17 protein-coding genes are annotated in these 16,105 nt (G+C 70.1%); 7 read left to right on the plus strand and 10 right to left on the minus strand.

Features of this window, described 5'->3' with window-relative positions; genetic code table 11:
• The first annotated feature begins 176 nt into the window (after window positions 1–176).
• Window positions 177–776 (plus strand): GNAT family N-acetyltransferase, encoded by a 600-nt coding sequence (locus RBJ65_RS05320; protein WP_306323438.1) that lies wholly within the window; start codon window positions 177–179, stop codon window positions 774–776.
• A gap of 288 nt (window positions 777–1,064) precedes the next feature.
• Here the strand turns inward: RBJ65_RS05320 and RBJ65_RS05325 are convergent, their stop codons facing one another.
• The 3 genes from RBJ65_RS05325 to sodN all read right to left on the minus strand — a co-directional run bounded on the left by RBJ65_RS05325 (window position 1,065) and on the right by sodN (window position 3,409).
• The gene (locus RBJ65_RS05325) at window positions 1,065–1,979 is read right to left on the minus strand and encodes an NAD(P)-dependent oxidoreductase (protein WP_306323439.1); all 915 of its coding nucleotides are present in this window, start codon (window positions 1,977–1,979) and stop codon (window positions 1,065–1,067) included.
• Window positions 1,980–2,039: 60 nt separating this feature from the next.
• On the minus strand, window positions 2,040–2,864 hold the full coding sequence (locus tag RBJ65_RS05330; RefSeq protein WP_306323440.1) for a hypothetical protein: 825 nt from the start codon (window positions 2,862–2,864) through the stop codon (window positions 2,040–2,042).
• Between the two features lie 149 nt (window positions 2,865–3,013).
• Complete coding sequence (sodN, locus tag RBJ65_RS05335) at window positions 3,014–3,409, minus strand: superoxide dismutase, Ni (RefSeq protein WP_306323441.1); 396 nt, start codon at window positions 3,407–3,409, stop codon at window positions 3,014–3,016.
• Window positions 3,410–3,610: 201 nt separating this feature from the next.
• Here sodN and sodX point away from each other — a divergent pair, with 201 nt between their 5' ends.
• Window positions 3,611–4,054, plus strand: coding sequence for a nickel-type superoxide dismutase maturation protease (gene sodX, locus RBJ65_RS05340; RefSeq protein WP_306323442.1), 444 nt, complete (start codon window positions 3,611–3,613; stop codon window positions 4,052–4,054).
• On the opposite strand, the gene RBJ65_RS05345 is transcribed toward sodX, so the two are convergent.
• Window positions 3,958–4,587 (minus strand): CGNR zinc finger domain-containing protein, encoded by a 630-nt coding sequence (locus RBJ65_RS05345; RefSeq protein WP_306323443.1) that lies wholly within the window; start codon window positions 4,585–4,587, stop codon window positions 3,958–3,960. The two genes, sodX and RBJ65_RS05345, sit on opposite strands and share 97 nt — an antisense overlap.
• Window positions 4,588–4,671: 84 nt before the next feature.
• Between RBJ65_RS05345 and RBJ65_RS05350 the strand changes: the two genes are divergently transcribed.
• Window positions 4,672–5,442, plus strand: coding sequence for a trans-aconitate 2-methyltransferase (locus RBJ65_RS05350; RefSeq protein ID WP_306323444.1), 771 nt, complete (start codon window positions 4,672–4,674; stop codon window positions 5,440–5,442).
• A gap of 196 nt (window positions 5,443–5,638) precedes the next feature.
• On the opposite strand, the gene RBJ65_RS05355 is transcribed toward RBJ65_RS05350, so the two are convergent.
• The 3 genes from RBJ65_RS05355 to RBJ65_RS05365 all read right to left on the minus strand — a co-directional run bounded on the left by RBJ65_RS05355 (window position 5,639) and on the right by RBJ65_RS05365 (window position 8,412).
• Window positions 5,639–6,391 carry an amino acid ABC transporter ATP-binding protein gene (locus RBJ65_RS05355; RefSeq protein WP_306323462.1) on the minus strand — a complete coding sequence of 251 codons (753 nt, stop codon included), beginning with the start codon at window positions 6,389–6,391 and terminating at the stop codon, window positions 5,639–5,641.
• 11 nt (window positions 6,392–6,402) lie between these two features.
• Entirely contained in the window at window positions 6,403–7,350 is a 948-nt protein-coding gene (locus tag RBJ65_RS05360) for an amino acid ABC transporter permease (protein ID WP_306323445.1), read from the minus strand.
• Between the two features lie 105 nt (window positions 7,351–7,455).
• The gene (locus RBJ65_RS05365; protein WP_306323446.1) at window positions 7,456–8,412 is read right to left on the minus strand and encodes an ABC transporter substrate-binding protein; all 957 of its coding nucleotides are present in this window, start codon (window positions 8,410–8,412) and stop codon (window positions 7,456–7,458) included.
• Window positions 8,413–8,978: 566 nt separating this feature from the next.
• On the opposite strand from RBJ65_RS05365, the gene RBJ65_RS05370 reads away from it, so the two are divergent.
• From RBJ65_RS05370 to RBJ65_RS05385, 4 genes are all read left to right on the plus strand, one after another.
• On the plus strand, window positions 8,979–10,193 hold the full coding sequence (locus RBJ65_RS05370; protein WP_306323447.1) for an NADP-dependent malic enzyme: 1,215 nt from the start codon (window positions 8,979–8,981) through the stop codon (window positions 10,191–10,193).
• Window positions 10,194–10,415: 222 nt separating this feature from the next.
• Entirely contained in the window at window positions 10,416–11,378 is a 963-nt protein-coding gene (locus tag RBJ65_RS05375; protein WP_306323448.1) for a zinc-binding dehydrogenase, read from the plus strand.
• Between the two features lie 103 nt (window positions 11,379–11,481).
• Window positions 11,482–11,691 (plus strand): helix-turn-helix domain-containing protein, encoded by a 210-nt coding sequence (locus tag RBJ65_RS05380; RefSeq protein WP_306323449.1) that lies wholly within the window; start codon window positions 11,482–11,484, stop codon window positions 11,689–11,691.
• A 2-nt stretch (window positions 11,692–11,693) separates the two neighbouring features.
• The gene (locus RBJ65_RS05385) at window positions 11,694–12,245 is read left to right on the plus strand and encodes a Clp protease N-terminal domain-containing protein (RefSeq protein WP_306323463.1); all 552 of its coding nucleotides are present in this window, start codon (window positions 11,694–11,696) and stop codon (window positions 12,243–12,245) included.
• Window positions 12,246–12,535: 290 nt separating this feature from the next.
• Here the strand turns inward: RBJ65_RS05385 and RBJ65_RS05390 are convergent, their stop codons facing one another.
• From RBJ65_RS05390 to RBJ65_RS05400, 3 genes are all read right to left on the minus strand, one after another.
• Window positions 12,536–13,498, minus strand: coding sequence for a PadR family transcriptional regulator (locus RBJ65_RS05390; protein WP_306323450.1), 963 nt, complete (start codon window positions 13,496–13,498; stop codon window positions 12,536–12,538).
• Window positions 13,498–14,907 carry an RNA-guided endonuclease IscB gene (gene iscB / locus RBJ65_RS05395; RefSeq protein WP_306332112.1) on the minus strand — a complete coding sequence of 470 codons (1,410 nt, stop codon included), beginning with the start codon at window positions 14,905–14,907 and terminating at the stop codon, window positions 13,498–13,500. Before iscB ends, RBJ65_RS05390 begins: the two co-directional genes overlap by 1 nt.
• 302 nt (window positions 14,908–15,209) lie before the next feature.
• Entirely contained in the window at window positions 15,210–16,094 is an 885-nt protein-coding gene (locus RBJ65_RS05400) for a DUF4097 family beta strand repeat-containing protein (RefSeq protein WP_306323452.1), read from the minus strand.
• Between the last annotated feature and the right edge of the window lie 11 nt (window positions 16,095–16,105).

Below are 16,105 nucleotides of genomic sequence, written 5' to 3' on the forward strand. Positions count from 1 at the left end.
CGCGGCACCGGGGGCCGCCTTGCCCACCCTGCCGCCCTAGGCGGCAGATTGCCCAAGGCGGGTGCGGCCTGCCGCCAGGGGTGGGGAGTCGGGGGTGGGGAGTTGGGGTGGTGGGGGTGGGCGTTTAGAGTGCCAACCGTCGTGCAGCGTAAGCGTGTTGGTGAGGGGTGGGCGTGATGGGTGTGGGGATTCGGCGGGCCGGGGTGGGGGACCGGGAGCGGGTGGTGCGGTTGCTGGACGAGGCGTTCATGGACGATCCGGTCAGTGGCTGGGTGTTTCCCAGTGAGGAGCGGCGGCGGGAGCGGCACTCCCTGCTCATGGGGGTGTTCGCGGACGCGACGCTCGCGGAGGGGTACGTCGATCTCGCCGAGGACGGTTCTGCCGTCGCGCTGTGGATGGACATGTCGGGCGTGCCGGAGGACGAGGGCGGCGAGGATCTGCCCGCGCAGGTGCGGGCGGCCGTCGATCCCGACAACGAACGCGTGGAGCAGATCGCCCGGTGGACCACGCGGGCCCACCCGGTGGGGCGGGCGCACGTCTACCTGTGGATGATCGGCGTCACGCCCGCGCGGCAGGGGCAGGGGCTTGGGACCGCGTTGATGGCGCCGGTGTTCGAGCGCTGCGACCGCGAGGGGCTGCCCGCCTACCTGGAGGCCAGTAGCCCGCGGAGTCGGCGCCTGTACGAGCGGCTCGGGTTCGTCGTCACCGGGACGCCGATCGAGCTGCCGGGCGGGCCGACGATGTGGCCCATGTGGCGGGAGCCGGCGGGCCGGTAGCGCCGTCGCCGCCCGGCCCGATCCACATGGCGGGCCTGAGGGCCCTTCTGACGGATCTTGCCGGAGTCGCGGGGTCTGGCACGCACTCCCCCAAGCTCTTAAGGAGCAGGGGGTACCCCCCTCGGCGTTGTCGTCGGTTGCCAACTCCCCCACCCTCGAACCGCGCTTCGCGACGGCTCGGGCGGGAGGTGCCCCCTCGCGTTGACGCCCTACTCCGCCTTGCATCTGCACGCTCGCGGAACCGAACGACGCGGCCTCCCGCGTCCAGCCTGATCCGTCAGAAGGGCCCTAGTCGTTCGTGTCGTCCGGGAAGCTCGCGAAGTATGTGGCCGCCATGTCCTGTGCTCCGCGGCCCTGTTCGGACGCGCGGTGGAAGCGGTCGCGGGCGGCCGACACGGCGTCGACGCGGACGCCCGCGCGTTCGGCCGCTTCGAGGACCAGGCCCGCGTCCTTCGCCGCGTTGTCCACGGAGAAGCTCGGCGTGTAGTCGCCGCCGCGGATGGCGGCGGACTTGGTCTGGAAGTAACCGCTGTCCAGCGGGCCGCCGGTGACGGCGGCCACCAGGTCGTCCGCGTCGACGCCGAGGCCGTGGGCCAGCGCGAGGGCCTCGCCGACGCCCGTGGTCAGGGCGATCACCCAGGAGTTGAGGGCGAGCTTGAGGCGGCTCGCCGGGCCCGGCCTGCCGTCGCCGACCCACTGGGTGCGGGAGCCGATGGCGTCGAACAGCGGTTGGGCGATCGCGCGCGTGGTGTCGGCACCGGCCGCGAGCACGGTCAACGTGCCCTGCTCGGCGGGCTGCCGCGTGCCGAGCACAGGCGCGTCGACGAGGAGCAGCCCGGCGCGGGCCGCGTGCTCGGCGAGCTCGTCGATGCCCTCGCCCACGGTTCCGGACTGCACCCACACGGTGCCGGGCTTCGGGGTCGCCTCCCGGACGACGTCCAGCGTGCGCGGCCCGTCGGGCAGCACGGTCACGACGACATCGGCGTCCCGGACCGCGTCGGACGCGCTGTCCGCGACCGTCACGCCGTCCGCGGCCAGCGGTTCGGCCTTCGTACGGGTCCGGTTCCAGGCCCGTACGGGAAAGCCCGCGCGGGCCAGATTGCGGGCCATCGGCGCGCCCATGGTCCCGGTGCCGAGCACGGCGACGACGGGGCGGGCGGCGGACGGGTCGGCGGGGTCGGTGAGGCCGGTGGTGCTGGTCATGTGCGAACTCCCTGCGTGGGGTGGGTCGTCCGAGGGGGCGGTCTCTTCCTCAGACGCTCCTCAGACGCTAGCTCGGACCGACGCCGCCATCGCCGCCACGAACGCCTCCCGTACCGCCTCGTCGACCAGGTCGAGCGAGAGGTACGGGTTGAGGTCCTCCAGCTCTACGAGGAGCAGTTCGCCGTCGGGGGCGCGGCAGGCGTCGACGCGCTGGATGCCGTGCGGGAGGGTGTTCCACTCGACGAAGGTGCGGGCGAAGTCGCGGTCCGCGGCGGTGGGTTCGTAGGGGCGCAGCTCCCAGCGGCGCGCGGGATCGGGCGCGTACAAGGCGTACATCAGCTGGTCGTCGACGAAATAGAACGAGACCTCGTACTGGAAGTCGACGCGCGGCTGGACCAGCAGATCGCCGTCTCCGTAGGGGAGTGCGGCGAGGTCGGCGGCCGGTACGAAGCGCAGGCCCACCGAGTCCGCGCCCAGCTTCGGCTTCGCCACGTACGTGTCGGCCTTCGGCAGCCGGTCCAGGTCAGCGGCCCGGTCGACCGTCGGGATGACCGGGTGGCCGGCCGCGGTCAGGTCCAGGAGGTACTGCTTGCCCGCCATGTCGGCGCGGCCGGTCAGCGGGTTGTAGACGTTCGTGCCGCGCGCCAGGGCCTGCGTACGGAACGCGTCGTACGCCTCCTGGTAGCCGAGCACCGGTCCGCTGTTGCGGACCACGACGGCGTCGAAGCCGTCCATGAGCGCGGCGGCGTCGAGGGGGTGGCACAGGGCGAGGTCGAAGGCGGAGCGCAGCCGGGACGTGAGGTGGATGTCCTCGTCGCAGTAGCGGCGGCCACGGGCCTCGTACGCGAGATCGGAGACGTAGAGGACGCGGGGGCGGCGGGACATGGACGTGCTCCTGGAGTCCTGGGCGATGCGGGTACGAGCGCCGAAGGGGCCCGGCCGGGCGCGGTGTGCGCTCGGCCGGGCCCCTCGGGGAGTTCACGGACCCGCGGAGGTGCACCGTCCGCCGGTCGCAGGTGTGAACAGGGCCTGGGTCAGGCCTTCTTGGTCTCCCAGAAGATCTTGTCGATCTGGGCGATGTAGTCGAGCGCCTTCTGGCCCGTGGCCGGGTCCGACGAGCCCTTGGCGGCCGAGAGGGCCTTCAGGGTGTCGTTGACCAGCTGGTGCAGCTCCGGGTACTTCTCGAAGTGCGGGGGCTTGAAGTAGTCGCTCCACAGCACCGAGACGTGGTGCTTGGCGAGCTCGGCGCGCTGCTCCTTGATGCCGATGGCACGCGTCTGGAACTGCGGGTCGTCGTTGCCGGCCATCTTCTCCTGGACGGCCTTGACCGACTCGGCCTCGATACGGGCCTGGGCCGGGTCGTACACGCCGCAGGGGAGGTCGCAGTGAGCGCTGGCCTTCACCTTGGGGGCGAACAGGCGGGAAAGCATCTAGCTGTTCCTTCCTCGTGATCGTCTTCTCGGGTGCGACATTACTCCGTGCGGGACGGGTTTTCTCGGGTGCCCCCGGCGGCTTAGGACAAAAGTCCGGGGTGAGACCCAGACCCGTACGTCTGGTGGAGGATGGGACCGTAAGGGGCACCGGGCCTGCGGGCCGGCGGGAGCAGCGGTGGGAACCGGGGAGGTTTTCTGATGCCCGAGGCGATCGAGGAGATGCGCGAGGCGAAGGTGCCGTTTCAGATCATTGAGGTGGAGGGGCCGTCGATGGTCCCGACGCTCTACCCCGGTGACTGGATGCTGGTGCAGCACGGCGCGCGGGTACGGGCGGGCGATGTCGTCGTCCTGCGCCATCCCTTCCAGCAGGACCTGCTGGTGGTGAAGCGGATCGCCGAGCGGCGCGAGGGCGGCTGGTGGGTGCTCGGCGACAACCCGGGCGCCGGGGGCGACAGCACGGTGTACGGGGTGGTGCCGGACGAGCTGGTGCTCGCCAAGGTGCGCGGCCGGCTGCGGCGTCGTAGGCCGTGGGCGGAGGGGGAGGGTCAGCGTTCGGTGGGGGCCGTGCTGTCCTGGGTCTTCTCTGCGGTACGTCCCGTGCTCTCGGACCGGTCGGCCTCCAGGCGCTTGCGGGCGCGGTAGGCGGCGACGTTGGCGCGGGTCGCGCAGCGGTCCGAGCAGTAGCGCCGTGAGCGGTTCGTGGACGTGTCCAGGTAGGCGTTGCGGCAGGGCGTCGCCTCGCACAGGCCGAGGCGGTCGACGCCGTACTCGGTGAGGTGGAAGGCGAGGCCCATCGCGGCGATGGCGGCGTATCCCGCCGTCGCGTTCGACGGGTGGTCGGCGAGGTGCAGGTGCCACAGTGGGCGGCCGTCGTCGTCGCGATGGTTGTGGCCGGAGATCTGCGGGCTCACGGGGAATTCGAGGAGGAGTGAGTTCAGGAGGTTCACCGAGAGTTCCTCGTCGCCCCCGTCGGCGGCCTCGAACACCGCGCGCAGCCGCCCTCGTACGCCCCTGAAGCGGGTCAGGTCGGCCTCCGTGGCGCGGCGGGCCGCCTCCTGGTTGGCGCCGAAGAGCTCGCGCACCGCCTCCACCGAGGTCAGGGAGTCCTTGCCGCGGACCGGCTCCTCGGTGTTGACGAGGCGCACGGCGTAGTCCGAGTAATAGGCCAGTTCCACTTGTAGTCCTTACCGGGGCGCTCTATCGTCGTGGCGAGCGAGGGTAATACTCGCTTATGGGTTCAGGGTATTACGGGAGGATGCATGTCCGAGACCGTCGCCAACACTCGTACCACCGACTGGCGGGCCTGGCAGGAGAGCTGGGACCGGCAGCAGGAGTGGTACATGCCGGACCGCGAGGAGCGGTTCCGGGTGATGCTCGACATGGTGGAGGCCTTTGTCGGGCCGGCGCCGCGGGTGCTCGATCTGGCGTGTGGCACGGGGAGTATCACGGACCGGCTGCTGAAGCGGTTCCCCGGTGCCACCAGTGTGGGGGTCGATCTCGATCCGGCGTTGCTGGCCATCGCGCGGGGGACGTTCGAGGGGGATGGGCGGGTCGAGTTCGTCGCCGCTGATCTCATGGATGCGCGGTGGACCGAGGCGCTGCCGTACGACTCGTACGATGCCGTGCTCACCGCCACCGCCCTGCACTGGTTGCACTCCGAACCCCTCGCGACGCTCTACGGTCAGGTCGCCGGGCTCGTCCGGGACGGCGGCGTCTTCATGAACGCGGACCACATGATCGACCAGACGACGCCGCGGATCAATGCGGCGGAGCGGGCGCTGCGGCATGAGCGGATGGGCGCCGCCAAGGGGGCCGGTGCGGTGGATTGGGCGGAGTGGTGGCGGGTGGCCGGGGAGGATCCGGTGCTGGCGGGGCCTACGGCGCGGCGGTTCGAGATCTTTGGGGAGCATGCGGATGGGGATGCGCCGTCGGTGGCGTGGCACGGGTCCGCGTTGCGGGGAGCCGGGTTCGGGGAGGCGCGAGCCGTGTGGTGTTCGCCGTCCGATGCGATGGTGCTTGCCGTGAAGTGAGCCCCCGCGGCGACGGCGTTGCGGTCTCGGGGCGCTGCCCCGGACCCCGCTGCTCAAGCGCCGCAGGGGCTTGAAAAGAACTGCTCAATCGCCGCAGGGGCTTGAAAAGAACTGCTCAATCGCCGCAGGGGCTTGAAAAGAACTGCTCAAGCGCCGCAGGGGCTTGAATGTGCGCAGTTGGGCGTGAAGGTTCCGGTTACAGGACCTTCGACAGGAAGGACTGGGTGCGTTCCTGTTGGGGGTTGGTGAGGACTTCTCTTGGGTCGCCGGATTCGACGACCACGCCGTCGTCCATGAAGACCAGGCTGTCGCCGACCTCGCGGGCGAAGCCCATCTCGTGGGTGACGACGACCATCGTCATGCCGGACTGGGCGAGGTCGCGCATGACGTCGAGGACCTCGCCGACCAACTCCGGGTCGAGCGCGGACGTCGGCTCGTCGAAGAGCATCAGCTTCGGTTCCATCGCGAGCGCGCGGGCGATCGCGACGCGCTGCTGCTGGCCGCCGGAGAGCTGCGAGGGGTAGTTGTTCGCCTTGTCGGCGAGGCCGACGCGGTCGAGGAGTTCCTGGGCCTGAGTGCGGGCCTCGGACTTCGACCGCTTCTTGACCTGGACCGGGGCCTCCATGACGTTCTCGAGGGCCGTCATGTGCGGGAAGAGGTTGAAGCGCTGGAACACCATGCCGATGTCGCGGCGCTGCATCGAGACCTCCCGGTCCCGCAGTTCGTACAGCTTGTCGCCCTGCTGCCGGTAGCCGACCAGGTTCCCGTCGACGTAGAGCCGCCCGGCGTTGATCTTCTCCAGGTGGTTGATGCAGCGCAGGAAGGTCGACTTGCCGGAGCCGGAGGGGCCGATGAGGCAGAACACCTCGCCCTGCTTGACCTCCAGGTCGATGCCCTTGAGGACCTGCACGTGACCGAAGGACTTGTGGACCTGTTCGGCCTTGACCATGGCGGACTCGGTCATCCCAGGGCTCCCTTCGGGCGGCGCACGGAGAAGACGCTGGAGCGCAGCTTCTGCCAGGGCGTGAGCGGCAGTTGGCGGCTGGAGCCGCGGGCGTAGTACCGCTCGATGTAGTACTGGCCGACGCTGAGGACCGAGGTCATGATCAGGTACCAGGCGGCCGCGAGGAAGTAGAGCTCCACCGGGGAACCGGACTGCTGGCCGATGTCCTGCGCGACCCGGAACAACTCGTTGAACTGCACCATGGAGACGAGCGAGGTCGTCTTCAGCATGTTGATGACCTCGTTGCCCGTGGGCGGCACGATGACGCGCATCGCCTGCGGGATGATCACGCGGCGCAGCGTCTTGCCGTGGCTCATGCCGAGCGCGTGCGAGGCCTCCGACTGGCCCTCGTCGACCGAGAGCAGACCGGCGCGGCAGATCTCCGCCATGTACGCGGCCTCGTTGAGGCCGAAGCCGAGCAGCGCCGTCAGGAACGGCGTCATGAAGGACGACCAGTAGTCCTTGTAGATCGGCCCGAGGTTGATGTACTCGAAGACCAGGCCCAGGTTGAACCAGATGAACAGCTGGACCAGGACCGGGGTGCCGCGGAAGAACCAGATGTAGAACCAGGCGATGGAGCTGGTCACCGGGTTCTTCGAGAGGCGCATGACGGCGAGCAGGATGCCGCCGGCGATGCCGATCACCATCGCGAGGACGGTGAGGAGCAGCGTCTTCAGGGCGCCGGTGACGACCCGGTCGTCGAAGAAGAAGTCCGGGATGGTGCCCCAGCTGATGTCGCCCTGGGCGAACGCGTACACGAGCAGGGCGAGCAGGGCGACGGCGACGAAGGCCGCGAGGTACCGCCCGTAGTGCCGCACCGGGATCGCCTTGATGGCGGTCGGCGCGGTCGCGGGCGGCGGCGTGTCCTGGGGGCCGCCGCCCGTCTTGGCTATGTCAGGAGACACGGATGTTGCCTTTCACGACGTCGCGGCCGGCCGTGGCGGGCGCCACGGCCGGGTGCCGCGCGGTCAATGACGTGGAGCGTGCGGTCAACGACCGGGTGCGCGTGGTTACTTGCCGCCGTTGATGACGGCCGACTTCACGGCGCCGTCCTCGACGCCCCACTTCGAGATGACCTTGTCGTACTCGCCGTTCTTGATGATCGCGTCCATCGCGGCCTTGACGGCCTCGCGCAGCTGCTTCTGGTCCTTGGAGACCGCGATGCCGTACGGGGCGGCCTCGACCTGGTCGCCGACCATCTGGAAGGCCTTGCCGCCGCCCGCGGTCTTCACCGCGTACGCGGCGACCGGGAAGTCGGAGGAGCCGGCGTCCGCGCCGCCGGAGCGCAGCCGGGTCTGGGCCTGCTGGTCGTCGTCGAAGGCCTGGATGCCGAGCTTGCCGCCCTTGCACTTCTTGGCCTGCGACTTGGCGAGGTCGTGGGAGACCGTGCCGCGCTGCACGACGATCTTCTTGCCGCACAGGTCGTCCCAGGTCTTGATGCCCTGGGTCTTGCCCTTCGGGGTGTAGATCGAGACGCCCGCGTTGAAGTAGTCGATGAAGTCGACGCCCTCGCCGACCTTCTTGCCGGTGTCGGAGTCGACGCCGTTCTGGCGGTCCTTGGTGTCGGTCATGGCCGACATGGCCAGGTCGTAGCGGTTCGACTTGAGGCCCGTGACCAGGGTGTCGAACGTGCCGTTCTGGAACTCGAACTTCACGCCGAGCTGCTTGCCCATGGCCTTCGCGAGGTCGGGGTCGATGCCGATCGCGTTGCCGGACTTGTCCTTGAACTCGACGGGCGCGTACGCGATGTCCGAACCGACGCGGATGACGCCCTTGTCGCGGATCTCCTTGGGGAGCTTGTCCGCGAGCGGCGCGGACTTCGAGCCGCCGGCCTTGCCGGAGTCGTCCTTGGTCTGGTCACCGCAGCCGGTCAGCAGCAGGGTGCCGGCGACCGCGATCGCGCCGACCGCGGCTATCCGGGACTTCGCGGACTTCGCGGTCGTGCGCTGGGTGGTGCTTGCGGTCATGGTTGGTTCCTCCGGCCGGGTGTGGGAGTTGCCGTGCTGGTCGCATGGGCACACACCTTCGGGTGTCGCGACCTCGTGTGATGACGGCATCTTGCCATTCGGACTCGCCCGTTCAGGAGGTCAGCCATGTCAAAATCGGATAACGGGTGAACCAAGAACGCCAACGGCCGGGCACATCACGGTGCATGGGGGCCACATCTTCTGCGGGTCCGGTCGCCGACGGCCGAAGATTCTCCGGCCGACTGTCCGCCGTCTCACGATTCGGGCGGAGTTCCGTTGCTTTGGGAGGCCGACTTGAGGACTTGTCCAGATATTCGGCTATGAGTCATGTCACCGGGGCGTGATCGATCACGGGTGGGCTCGTGCCCGGCACCGTCCGTCAGGTAAGAAGGATCCTTACACCCCTCATCCGGGGCTCAGGGCGCGCGTGCGGCGCGCCCGTCGTGTTCGTGCCGGTGGGCGGCCCCACAACGGGACCGTCCGGTACGCGCACGGTGCCCGCCCGTTCCTCAATCAGGGACGGAACCACCCTCAACCTGTGCAACATGACTTAAGGGGTCAGAAAAGTGGCAGCGGAGATCGTCAACCCTCGCAGCGACGCGAGTACCGGCAACGAGGGCTCCGACGAGCCCTTCGATCCGGCCTTCGCGCTGCACCGTGGCGGCAAGATGGCCGTGCAGGCCACCGTGCCGGTCCGCGACAAGGACGACCTGTCCCTGGCGTACACGCCCGGCGTCGCGAAGGTGTGCAGCGCGATCGCCGAGCAGCCGGAGCTCGTCCACGACTACACGTGGAAGTCGAGCGTCGTGGCTGTCGTGACGGACGGCTCGGCCGTCCTCGGACTCGGCGACATCGGTCCCGAGGCATCCCTCCCGGTGATGGAGGGCAAGGCCATTCTCTTCAAGCAGTTCGGCGGCGTGGACGCGGTGCCGCTCGCGCTCGCGACGAACGACGTCGACGAGATCGTCGACTCCGTCGTGCGCCTCGCGCCGTCCTTCGGCGGCGTGAACCTGGAGGACATCTCGGCGCCGCGCTGCTTCGAGATCGAGAAGAAGCTCCAGGAGCGCCTCGACATCCCGGTCTTCCACGACGACCAGCACGGCACCGCCGTCGTGACGCTGGCCGCCCTGAAGAACGCGGCGAAGCTCAGCGGGCGCGAGCTCGGCGAGCTGCGCGGCGTCATCTCCGGCGCCGGTGCGGCGGGCGTCGCGATCGCGAAGTTCCTCCTCGAGGCGGGCCTCGGCGACGTCGCGGTCACCGACCGCAAGGGCATCGTCAGCCGGGACCGCGAGGACCTCACGCCGGTCAAGCGCGAGCTCGCCGAGCTCACCAACAAGGCGGGGCTGAGCGGCTCGCTTGAGGACGCGCTCGCGGGCGCCGACCTCTACATCGGCGTCTCGGGCGGTACGGTCCCCGAGCCCGCGGTCGCCTCCATGGCGCCGGGTGCCTTCGTCTTCGCGATGGCCAACCCGAACCCCGAGGTGCACCCCGACATCGCCCACAAGTACGCGGCCGTGGTCGCGACCGGGCGTTCGGACTACCCGAACCAGATCAACAACGTGCTGGCGTTCCCAGGCATCTTCGCGGGCGCGCTCCAGGTGCGGGCCTCCCGGATCACCGAGGGCATGAAGATCGCCGCGGCGGACGCGATCGCCGATGTGGTCGGCGACGAGCTGGCCGCCGGGTACGTGATCCCGTCGCCGTTCGACGAGCGGGTGGCTACGGCCGTCACGGCGGCGGTGGCCGCTGCCGCTCGGGCCGAGGGTGTCGCGCGCCGGTAGGCCGTAGGCCGTAGGTCGGTCAGGTTCGTTCGGTGGAGGCCCCGCTTCGGCGGGGCCTTCGTCGTGGGCGGGGGCTCGTCGTGCGTGGGCGGGTCCCGTCGTGCGCGAGCGGGCCCCGTCGTGCGTGGGCGGGTCTCGTCGTGCGTGGGCGGGTCTCGTCGTAACTGGGGTCACAGTGTTGCGCGGTTCCCCGGCTTGATCGCGGCGCCTATCGTCAAGGTCATGTTCGCCGCCTACGCAGCCCGCATCGACCGTGATCAGCCGCTGAACGGCCTGGAGTTGGGGGAGCGGCCCGCCCCCGAGAACCGGCCCGGCTGGACCACCGTGAACGTCAGGGCCGCCTCCCTCAACCACCACGACCTGTGGTCGCTGCGCGGGGTCGGCCTCGGGGAGGAGTCCCTGCCGATGATCCTCGGCTGCGACGCCGCCGGGGTCGACAGCGAGGGCAACGAGGTCGTCCTGCACTCCGTCATCGGCCAGACCGGCTACGGGGTCGGGCCGCGCGAGAAGCGTTCCATCCTCACCGAGAAGTACCAGGGCACCTTCGCCGAGCAGGTCACCGTGCCCGAGTGGAACGTGCTGCGCAAGCCGAAGGAGCTGTCCTTCGAGGAGGCCGCGTGCCTGCCGACCGCGTGGCTCACCGCGTACCGGATGCTCTTCACCAACGCGGGCGTACGTCCCGGTGACTCGGTTCTCGTGCAGGGCGCGGGCGGCGGGGTCGCGACGGCCGCGATCGTGCTCGGCAAGGCGGCGGGGCTGCGGGTCTTCGCGACCAGCCGGGACGAGGCGAAGCGGAAGCGGGCGCTCGAACTCGGCGCCGTGGAGGCCGTGGAGACGGGGGCGCGGCTCTCGCAGCGGGTGGACGCGGTGATCGAGACGGTGGGCGCCGCGACGTGGTCGCACTCCGTGAAGTCGCTGAAGCCGGGCGGGACGCTGGTGATCTCGGGCGCGACGAGTGGGCCGAACCCGCCTGCTGCGGAGCTGAACCGGATCTTCTTCCTCGAGCTCAAGGTCGTCGGCTCCACCATGGGGTCCAAGGACGAGCTGGAGGACCTGCTGTCCTTCTGTGCCGCCACGGGGGTGCGGCCGGTCATCGACGAGGTGCTGCCCTTGGACCGGGCGCGGGAGGGGTTCCAGAAGATGGCCGGCGGCGAGCTGTTCGGGAAGGTCGTGCTGAGCGTCTGACGGCGCGGGGAGGGCGTCCGGTGGTTCGGCCGGGCGCCCTTTTTCGTACCCGGAGTGTCAACCAGGGTTGACGTCACGCGTCCTGTCAACTTACATTGACGGTATGACCGAGGCTACGGATCTCGCCGAGCAGGCGGGGGCCCGCGATCCGCGGGTCGGGCTGCGGGCGGTCGCCGCGTTGCGGCGGCTCCTTGAGCAGTTGGAAGCGGTACAGGTGCGCAGCGCGCGCAATCAGGGTTGGTCGTGGCAGGAGATCGCGGCCGAACTCGGGATCAGTCGGCAGGCCGTGCACAAGAAGTACGGGAGGCGATGACGGTGTTCGAGCGGTTCACCCAGGGTGCGCGGGATGTGGTGAAGGGGGCCGTCGCGCGGGCCGAGCGGGAGCGGGCGGAGCGGGTCGACGAGGGGCACATGCTGCTCGCGCTCCTCGACGGGAGCGGGACGCGTGGGACGTTCGTGCTCGGGGCGCTCGGCGCGGATACGGAGGAGCGTCGTACGTCGATGGGGCAGGCGCTCGCGGTCGCGCGGCGGCGGGCGGGGCTTTCGCGGGCCGATGCCGAGGCGTTGGCGGAGTTCGGCATCGACGTGGAGGAGATCGTGGCGCGGGTCGAACGGGACCACGGGGAGGGGGTGTTGGCCGGTGGGCGGCGGCTCGGCGGGCGGCGGCCGCTCACCCGTGAGGCCAAGGGGGTGCTGGAGTCGTCGTTGCGGATCGCGGTGGCCCGCCGGGAGCGTGCGATCGGCGACGAACACCTCCTCCTCGCCCTGACCTCCCGCCCGGGTATCGCGTCCGAGGTGCTGGCGGAGCACGGGGTGAGTGCGGGTGGGGTGGAGCGGGTGCTGTACGGGGAGGCGTCGGCGGGGTGAGCCTTTTGGGGGCGGGGCGTCGTGTTGTGCCGTGACGGTGTTGCGGTCGCGGGGCTCTGCCCCGGGCCCCGCGCCTCAATCGCCGGCGGGGCTTGATCGTGCCGTGACGGTGTTGCGGTTGCGGGGCTCTGCCCCGGGCCCCGCGCCTCAATCGCCGGCGGGGCTTGATCGTGCCGAATCGGTGTTGCGGTTGCGGGGCTCTGCCCCGGGCCCCGCGCCTCAATCGCCGGCGGGGCTTGATCGTGCCGAATCGGTGTTGCGGTTGCGGAGCCCCGAGGCCGGGGGCGTCGCTACGCCCTCGGGGAGCGCAGCACCACCCCGATGTGGGCCGCCGCCTCCGACAAGTGGCGGCGGGTCTCACGGAGTTGATCGGCGCTCACCCCGTGGTCGCGCGCCGCATCGCGGATGTCGTCGCGGAAACGGTCCAGGAGGCGGTCCAGGTCACGGGCCGGGTCGTCCGTGGGGTCCTCCGAGGCCCAGGACGGGACGTACTCGGCGGGGACCTCGTCGGACGGCGGACGGTACTGCGGCTCGGGCTTGGCCCAGGACTTGCCGAACTCGCCGAACTCCTTGGCCAGTTCGGTCAGGCCCTCACGCACACCCGTCGGCCAGTCGCCGCGCGTGAAGTGGTCCTGCACCTGCTCCTGGACGCGCTTGGCCATGCGCTGGAAGTCCTCCGCCGCCTGCGCCCGCACCTGCTCCTGCGTCTCCTTGGCCTGGCGGCGCGCCCGCTGCGCCTCCTCGCGGGCCCGGCGGCTCTCGTCCTTCGCGCGCCGCGCCTGCTCCTTCCACTCGTGCTTGGCGCGCCGCACCTCCTCCTTGGTGGCGCGCCACGCCTCCTTGTCCGTGAAGTCGGCCGGGCCCGTGCGGGTCTGGGAGGCGGCGGCGCGCACCTCGCGGCGCAGCTCGCCCGCCGCGCCCCGCACGTCGTCCCTGATCTCCGCCGCGAGCTCGGCCACGGATTCGCGGATCTCCAGCTCTAGGTCCGCCAACTCGCCGCTGCGGTCGGCCAGTTCGGCGCGGCCCGCGTCGGTGATCGCGTAGACCTTCCTGCCGCCCTCCGTGGTGTGCGTGACCAGGCCCTCGGACTCCAGCTTGGCCAGGCGCGGGTAGACCGTGCCGGCCGAGGGGGCGTACAGGCCCTGGAAGCGTTCCTCCAGGAGGCGGATCACCTCGTATCCGTGGCGCGGTGCCTCGTCGAGCAGCTTGAGGAGGTAGAGGCGCAGTCGGCCGTGAGCGAAGACGGGAGGCATCAGTTCTCCTTGCGTGGCGACCCCGTGGAAACGCATCCTTGGTCTTCCGGCGCGGAGCGCCAGAGCGACAGGTCGGAATGCTCGGGCTGGCTGGTGTAGGCGTATCCGTCGGCTCGCTGGAGGAGCTGGACGTGCCGGTGGTGGACCTTGGTGACCCGGCCATGGCCGGTGGTGATGTCGAAACTTCCACTGCTGCGTACGGCGACCCGGCCGGTGTGGGTTCCGGCCTTCTTGCCGGAGGGCACCACCGCGCGGACGAGATCGCCGGTGGCGTATCCGAAGTGCTGCTTCTTCCTTGGCATGCGCAGTCTGGGGAAGCCGTACTTGTCGGTTCGCGTCCGGCAGTGTGTGCCACGTCCCGAACACCCGGCGACCAGGACCCGGTTGACGATGATGGTGATGGTGTCGAGCTTGCCCACGGACATAGCGTCCAGGGTGTGAGTCTTCGGGAGGTTGTTGCGGGTGCGGTTGTACTTGGTGCGCCCGCCTGAGGCGACGTGGGTTGGCCGGCGGGTGTCGAGGGCTCGCCACAACGCCCAGCGGGTGGACTGCACGGCCGCCGCATCACGCAGAGGGGCCTTCGCTCGGCGCAGCACTTCGGCAGCCCGCTTCGGGGCGAACTCCTCGACGGGCCGGTTGCCCTTTTTCTGGTTGCACGAAATGCAGGCCAGGACCAGGTTGGAGATCCGGTCAGAGCCGCCGCGACTGCGTGGCTGTACGTGATCGATGTTGAGCGGCACTCCGGTCGTGCCGCAGTAACTGCACGCTCGGCCGAACTTGGCAAGGAGGTACTCGCGGACCTCGTACCCGTGCAGGGTGCCGTGCTGGTACTCGGCGCCCTCCAGCGGGCGGCCCGCGCTGATGGAGTGGGTGTCGAACGCGACGCGCTCCATATGCAGGGCACGGACGGGCGCCCAGCGGGAGATGCGGTCGACCCACGAGATGGTGGTGACTACCCTGTGATTGAGGGACGGGGCGAGCCAGCCTTTCGGCTTCGTACGGTTGTCGAAACGCGCGGCCCGGTAGCGCAGGTTCGCGCTGCGGCGGCGACGCCGGTAGGCGGCCCGCTGCTCCAGCTTCTTGCGGATGGCGGCCCCCCGGTGATCCAACTGGAGGCTGTACCGGCCCCGGCGCTCGCCCACCTGCGCGGTGAACACGGCCAGGCCGGTGTGCTTGGAGCCGGGGTCGATGCCGATCTCGACTCCGTCGATCTCGCTCTGTTCGACCGCGCGGTCCTTGAGGCGGATGACGAACGGGGTGTGCCGGTGCACGACGGCCCGGCCCTTCGCCAGGAGCTTGCGGGCCCGTGCGGGGTGGCAGGGCTGGAGCGGCTTGTGGTGTTTGTCGAGTACGAAAACGTATGGGTGGATGCTGGTTGGGTGGACCTCACGGTCCTCCTCCCGAACCAGAGGTACGGGGGTGACGCCGCCGTCGCCAGGTGAAGCAACGGCGATCTCCTCTCGCACATGGTCCACGCCGGATGCCGCACTGGTGCGGCGTCCGTACCCCGTTTCGTCCCTGTTCCTAGGGTTGTCTACTGGCACGGATTTCAGAGCGCTCTGCTGAGGAGGCACAGAGCGATGAGTCTTCTCTCCTGCGTGAAACGTAGCCATCAAGTTCACCTCCTTGTTCGTGATGGCTGGTGCTGGTCACACGGCCCGCACCTCAGCTGAGGTGCAGGCCCCGGCCTTCAGGCCGGGGAACGGTGACGTCAGAGCACCTTCTTGTCGGAGGGGTCGGCATCGTGCGGGGTCGGGGCGTCCTCGCCCCCGGCAGCGCCCGGCACCCCCTCCGAAGGCGGCCTGCGGAGGAGGGCGATCGAGCCGGAGACCGTCGTCGCCTTCAGCTTTCCGGTGCCTGCGCCGAGCCGGCCCGTGATCTTGTGGGCGCCCCAGGCGCCCGCCACCCGCAGGTCCTCGAAGGCGTTCGACACCGCTCCGCTCGCCGTGTTCGCCTCGACCTCCGTGTCCGCCGGGTGCGGGATGCGGATGGCGATCTCGCCGGAGACGCTGGTCAGGCTCACGTCCGTGGGCCCCGCCGGGTCCAGGTCCACGATCATCGAGCCGCTCACCGTGTCCGCCTTCACGAAGGAGCCGGAGCCCTCGACCACGGTCAGGTCCCCGGAGACCGAGTTGAAGCGCAGGTCGCCCGTGACCGCCTGGGCCTCGACCGCGCCGGAGACCGTGCTGGTGCGCACTGAGCCGGTGACGCCGACGAGTGTCGTGTCGCCGGTGACGCCCTTCACCTCCGTCGGCCCCTCGGTGCCCGAGATGACCGCCCCCGCGCCGACCACGCCGACCTCGACCCGCGTGTCCGCCGGGACCGCGAGCGAGACGACCGCGCTGCGGTGCCAGCCCTTGCGGTCGAGCCACTTGAGGAAGCCCTTCCAGGGTAGGTCGTCGTACCCGACGAAGAGCGTGCCGTCCTGCTGCGTCACCCGCAGGGGCGGGCCCTCGAGCTCCGAGATCTCCAGGCGGGCCGTGGTCTCGGTCGTCCCCACCACGTTCACCGCGCCGTTCACGACGCGTACCTGCAGGGCCGACACCGGCTCGTCGAAGACGAGTTTCCGCGGCTCCGTGACGGACCACTCGGGCATGGTGCGACCTC

This window comes from Streptomyces sp. KL109B, from assembly GCF_030766935.1.
Classification (GTDB): domain Bacteria; phylum Actinomycetota; class Actinomycetes; order Streptomycetales; family Streptomycetaceae; genus Streptomyces.

What these genes read in the sequence shown, in the direction of transcription:
- RBJ65_RS05365 (WP_306323446.1), bottom strand. Translation starts at nt 8,412, where the DNA reads ATGACCGCAAGCACCACCCAGCGCACGACCGCGAAGTCCGCGAAGTCC.
- RBJ65_RS05320 (WP_306323438.1), top strand. Translation starts at nt 177, where the DNA reads ATGGGTGTGGGGATTCGGCGGGCCGGGGTGGGGGACCGGGAGCGGGTG.
- RBJ65_RS05330 (WP_306323440.1), bottom strand. Translation starts at nt 2,864, where the DNA reads ATGTCCCGCCGCCCCCGCGTCCTCTACGTCTCCGATCTCGCGTACGAG.
- RBJ65_RS05325 (WP_306323439.1), bottom strand. Translation starts at nt 1,979, where the DNA reads ATGACCAGCACCACCGGCCTCACCGACCCCGCCGACCCGTCCGCCGCC.
- RBJ65_RS05380 (WP_306323449.1), top strand. Translation starts at nt 11,482, where the DNA reads ATGACCGAGGCTACGGATCTCGCCGAGCAGGCGGGGGCCCGCGATCCG.
- sodX (WP_306323442.1), top strand. Translation starts at nt 3,611, where the DNA reads ATGCCCGAGGCGATCGAGGAGATGCGCGAGGCGAAGGTGCCGTTTCAG.
- RBJ65_RS05400 (WP_306323452.1), bottom strand. Translation starts at nt 16,094, where the DNA reads ATGCCCGAGTGGTCCGTCACGGAGCCGCGGAAACTCGTCTTCGACGAG.
- RBJ65_RS05350 (WP_306323444.1), top strand. Translation starts at nt 4,672, where the DNA reads ATGTCCGAGACCGTCGCCAACACTCGTACCACCGACTGGCGGGCCTGG.
- RBJ65_RS05355 (WP_306323462.1), bottom strand. Translation starts at nt 6,391, where the DNA reads ATGGTCAAGGCCGAACAGGTCCACAAGTCCTTCGGTCACGTGCAGGTC.
- RBJ65_RS05375 (WP_306323448.1), top strand. Translation starts at nt 10,416, where the DNA reads ATGTTCGCCGCCTACGCAGCCCGCATCGACCGTGATCAGCCGCTGAAC.
- sodN (WP_306323441.1), bottom strand. Translation starts at nt 3,409, where the DNA reads ATGCTTTCCCGCCTGTTCGCCCCCAAGGTGAAGGCCAGCGCTCACTGC.
- RBJ65_RS05390 (WP_306323450.1), bottom strand. Translation starts at nt 13,498, where the DNA reads ATGCCTCCCGTCTTCGCTCACGGCCGACTGCGCCTCTACCTCCTCAAG.